At 38.5% G+C, this 4,568-nt stretch carries 4 protein-coding genes and 1 pseudogene; 2 read left to right on the top strand and 3 right to left on the bottom strand.

Annotation, left to right across the window (positions count from 1 at the left end):
* Positions 1-178: 178 nt before the first annotated feature.
* The gene (locus tag BUA53_RS21080) at positions 179-445 is read right to left on the bottom strand and encodes a hypothetical protein (protein ID WP_175546135.1); all 267 of its coding nucleotides are present in this window, start codon (positions 443-445) and stop codon (positions 179-181) included.
* Positions 446-1,579: 1,134 nt separating this feature from the next.
* Positions 1,580-2,005: a copper resistance protein NlpE N-terminal domain-containing protein gene (locus BUA53_RS20645; RefSeq protein WP_072837292.1), complete on the bottom strand. Its 426-nt coding sequence runs from the start codon at positions 2,003-2,005 to the stop codon at positions 1,580-1,582.
* A 217-nt stretch (positions 2,006-2,222) separates the two neighbouring features.
* Between BUA53_RS20645 and BUA53_RS21505 the strand changes: the two genes are divergently transcribed.
* Positions 2,223-2,996, top strand: a complete 774-nt coding sequence (locus BUA53_RS21505; protein WP_072837291.1) for a transposase — start codon at positions 2,223-2,225, stop codon at positions 2,994-2,996.
* A 30-nt stretch (positions 2,997-3,026) separates the two neighbouring features.
* Positions 3,027-3,833: pseudogene (locus BUA53_RS21500) on the top strand (transposase); the annotation flags it as partial.
* A gap of 99 nt (positions 3,834-3,932) precedes the next feature.
* On the opposite strand, the gene BUA53_RS20630 reads toward BUA53_RS21500, so the two are convergent.
* Positions 3,933-4,433: a hypothetical protein gene (locus BUA53_RS20630; protein WP_217653043.1), complete on the bottom strand. Its 501-nt coding sequence runs from the start codon at positions 4,431-4,433 to the stop codon at positions 3,933-3,935.
* Positions 4,434-4,568 lie beyond the last annotated feature (135 nt).

Genomic DNA, 4,568 nt, shown 5'->3' with positions numbered 1-4,568 from the left:
TCCTTCTTGTCCGTATGAAGCCAAACTAAAAACCAATAAAAATGTCGTGAAAATTTTTTGCATATTAGGGTATCAAAATTTATTGCCTACAACGAACAGGGCTTGCCGATGTACCGGCATTCTTATTCGTTCGCTTGGAAAGTTAGATAAAGTTGAATAAAGAACAAATGATGATTAACTATTGGTCAGCCGGTATATTGGCAAACTTTTGTTGTACGCCTTTGGTCGTTCGCCAAATTCGCACAAAATGCACCAACACAAAGATGAAGTAAGCAATAGTAAAGAAAATTAAAATTGAAGTTCTGCGACCACTTTCCTCTTCATTGATATCGTCAAGAGGAATGTATGATGTGTTGCCAACTTCAATTCCATACACTTCGATTTTGTCTTTGTTCTTTTTGTCAAAATAGTTGTTATATCCTTCTTTATCAGTATAGATTTTCATTACCAAGTCGCTATATTGTAATGTGTCGTAAAGCCTTGAAAAATCGTTCACGGCAAGATATCTCGAACTAGTTATCCAAAATGTCTTGTATGTCTCGTCGCCAAACTGAATGGATTTTGATGATGACTTTCCTCCTCCAATAATATAGGCTCGACTTAGCATTCTTACACTGTCAATATGAAACAAGTCCGATTTGGTCAGAACATATGATTTATTCAACAGTACTATAATTTGAGAAATGCAAATCGCCAGGTAAATTATTGTCGCCGAGCCAAGAATTAAGAGGTTCGAAGGTTTCAATAGCTTTTTAATTCGGTCTTGTCTGTTCAATATTTAGTTAGTCTTTTTCGATTTAGGAGTGGCCACTCAATTGCGTTCAACGTTAAAGTGTTTATGAAGTTGTGGCATTTGGAAAACGTCAGTTTCAATTAACCACAGAAGCAAAATAGTGATTTATAGTTGAATGCTCCAACGTCCCGCCACAATTTTATAAACACACTGTTATGGGCACACCCGGCTTTTTCCGGGAAACTTGCCTGAAGATAATAATCGCTTTTGCATTTTGACCTGGAATTAAGCCTGTCTCAAACCAGTAAGATTTTTTATGTACGAAACCTTTTTGAAAACAATGATCGCTTTTGCATTTTGATGTATGCTTAAGGATGTCTAAAATTAGTAACGTACTGTTGCACCGAAAACTGGTTGCGAATAATTACCGACTTTGCAATTGCTCTGCAGTAAAACTGATTAAAATGAGTGAAGTACATTTACACCGAAACCGGTTTGAAAATAATAATCACTTTGGCATGTTGACCTATAATTAAACATGTTTAAAACCAGTGAAATTCTCTGTGCACCGAAACTGGTTTAAGATCAGTTAGCAGCTTTGCAATTTGTCCTGCAATACGTAATGCTTACATAATCAAAGTACTTATTTTTCCCCTCTGCCGCACGCTGACTGCAAAACCCGTCAACGGGTTGCCCATAACGAATAGCGCTTTAAGAAGGGCGGGTATTTGGAAATATGTCGCTCCACGTTTGCACTAATGCTGATTGATTATTTATTGTCGCAAAATAGCACTTCTGCCCGACTTTTTGAAAGCGCCTGTTAGCGGTAGTCGATTAACTATGCGACTAATTTTCTTTGTAAAGGACAAGCGGTTCCGACTTATCAACAAGAGTAACCTTCTCTCCAACATTCTTAGTCATTTCTTTTTCAAATTTCCGCATATTGAAATTCGGTTTCCACACCAAACTGTCACCCTCGATGTTGAGGACAAATGTTTTTTCCGGCCTGTACTTCTTTTTTGCTTTTGAATATTTCGGTTTCAACTTGATTTTATCACCTATCCGTTGCCATTTACCAGTTTCAGTCACTAAGGTATCTTTCCTTGATGACTTCATAGTATAGTTACCATCTTGCTTTAAATCGAGGTGAAAAGCTATGATAAGCGTATCTAGAAGCATTCCTGAACCTTTGTACTTACCGTAGACCGAACTTTGTCCAAAGGCGAATTGTCCACAGAGTAAAATTGCTATGAAAAGAATTTGTCTACCCATAAAATGAACCAGATTACCGCTAACGAGATATGGCTTGCCGATGTATGGGTATTTGAAAAACTTCAGTTTAGCATTTCTTTTTTCGTAAAATAGAAATAAAAAGTTGAATATCTATTCGTCAGCCCATATTTCGGCAAACCGATGTGCTTGTTGCACAACTCACATTATGTGAATAAAAATAGTTGTTTTCTGCTATGCTGGAATAGTAAATTAAGATATGCAGGGACGAAAGCAATACGCAGAGAAACTCTTTACTACATTTCAGTTAAGCAACCACGTTCCAGAGGATAACTTTTATCGCCGACTAAAGGAAGGCCTGGACCTTCAGTGGTTGTATAAGAGCACTAAAAAATACTATGGCCGTGAAGGACAGGCATCCATTGATCCTGTGGTTTTCTTTAAGCTCATACTGGTTGGTTATTTAGAGAACTTAAACAGTGATCGCAAGATCATTGCCCATTCTAAGATGCGACTGGACATTTTATTCTTTCTGGGCTATGATCTTGATGAAGAACTTCCCTGGCATTCTACAATTAGCAGAACAAGAGCCCTGTATGGCGAAGAAGTCTTTAAAGAATTATTTTCTAAAGTACTTAGCCTATGTGTGCAAAAGCAAATGCTCTCTGGCAGAAGACAGGCCATTGACTCAGCTTATATAAAAGCCAATGCCTCGATGGATTCTTTAGTAGAAAAGGACATCATTGAAGATGGGGAGCATTATCTTGAGGAACTGCAGCATGACGAGTATGGAAGGGTCATTGAGCAGCATCAAAATGTCATGAAGGATGATCGCGACAGTGATACCATCACAAAGAGCAGAAGCAACAGCACACAGCAGCATCACAGTTGGAAGGAAGAAGAATATAAAGACATGCCCAAGGGCAAGTCCTTAACTAAGACAGCAGACGGGGATGACTCCGAAGAGCGTCGCCCGAAGTTTGTTTCCAACCATACCCACTTTAGTACTACTGATAGGGATGCGAGAGTATAGGTAAAGCCTGGCAAGCCGCGACAGCTAAATTACTCCATGCAAACAGCAGTAGACATGAGCTCTCATGTTATAACCAACATAGAAGCCCATCTTGCCGACAGAAGAGACAGCGAATGTTTGGATCAGGTTCTTGCTAATACCATCAACAATTTAAAACAACATGATCTCCACGTAGAAGAGATAGCCTGTGATACAGGCTACAGTTCAAGTAAAGCACTGAAGGCTTGTGTTGATCATAACATTACTGCCTATATCCCCAACTTTGGCCAGTACAAAGCAAACCGGGAAGGATTTATTTATAATGAAGAAGATGATCGCTACACCTGTGACGCTAAAGGCGTCCATCTACCCTATAAAAAAACTTACCAGGATAAGAAAGGCTATTATAAAAAACAGTACCGCTCTTCTGCAAAAGACTGCGGGCATTGTCCCTTACGAACTACCTGCATCGGTGGCCGTGCTGACTATAAAAAGATAGAAGACACCGTAGATAAATACTTATATGATCAAATGCATCAAAGGCTGCAAACACCTTATGCAAAAAGAATGAAAAAGCTTAGGCAGGCAACCGTTGAACCTGTACTTGGTACCCTCATCAACTTTATGGGCATCAGAAGGATCTGGACCAGGGGTCTTAAGAATGCCAATAAGTTTATGCTGGGTGCAGCTGTTGCCTATAACCTCAAAAAATGGCTGAACTACACTGAGCAAAAAAGAAAGACAGCGGTAATAAGTCTGAAAATGACTGCAGAATGCCTTTGTTTTTGGTTCTTTGCCGCCTGCTACTTTATACAGCAACACAATAAAAAATCTTCCAACCTTTTTATCACCTATTGAAATATAAAAACAGATTACAAAATCGGCTTACTTCATCTTTTGGAAACTAGTTGTGCAACCGCCACCGATGTTAGTGGCCGCCGATGATATTAGTTATGTTTAATCAAAAAGTTCATTCCAGCCGATACTCCAATTTCTTGTCACAAGGTTTGGGTTTTGAAGTTTTGTATCAGTAATTATTGTGTCAATTGAATTGTCAAAAGGAATAGGAAATAGCCGCACTTTTTGTCTTTGGTTATGAAAGTCCCTGTAAACAATGACGTATGACTTATTGCCACGTCCTCCAATAGCGGAGTATAGAATTTTGTCAATCTTTTCTACTGGTATTTCAATCTCTGTCTGTCTTTTTGTATCAACTACATATAAGATTTGCTTTATGTCATCATAGTCTATTCTTTTTCTCGTATAAACAAAGACGAGAAGTCCTGTCAATACTATTGTCCCTAAAGACAGTCCAGTGATAGATTTCTGCGAGAATGTGTCATTGCCTATTTCTCTTATTGTGCTAAAAACAATGGAAAACAGACCAATAAAAACAAACACTTTGGTCAATGTAAACTTTGTTGAAACTCTATATCGGTTTGAATTGTCAGTTGTCACGAATTTGGTTGATTATGTATTTTGCCTACAAGGTTGCCACTAACGGCCAGGTATTGCCGATGGTGGGGAATTTTATATTCGTCCGCCCGAACTGCTGCCTTGCTTTTTGATAAATTTAAATATTAAGAACTAAAG

This window comes from Flavisolibacter ginsengisoli DSM 18119, from assembly GCF_900129295.1.
GTDB lineage: Bacteria > Bacteroidota > Bacteroidia > Chitinophagales > Chitinophagaceae > Flavisolibacter > Flavisolibacter ginsengisoli.
This window is presented reverse-complemented; position numbering and strand designations above follow the sequence as displayed.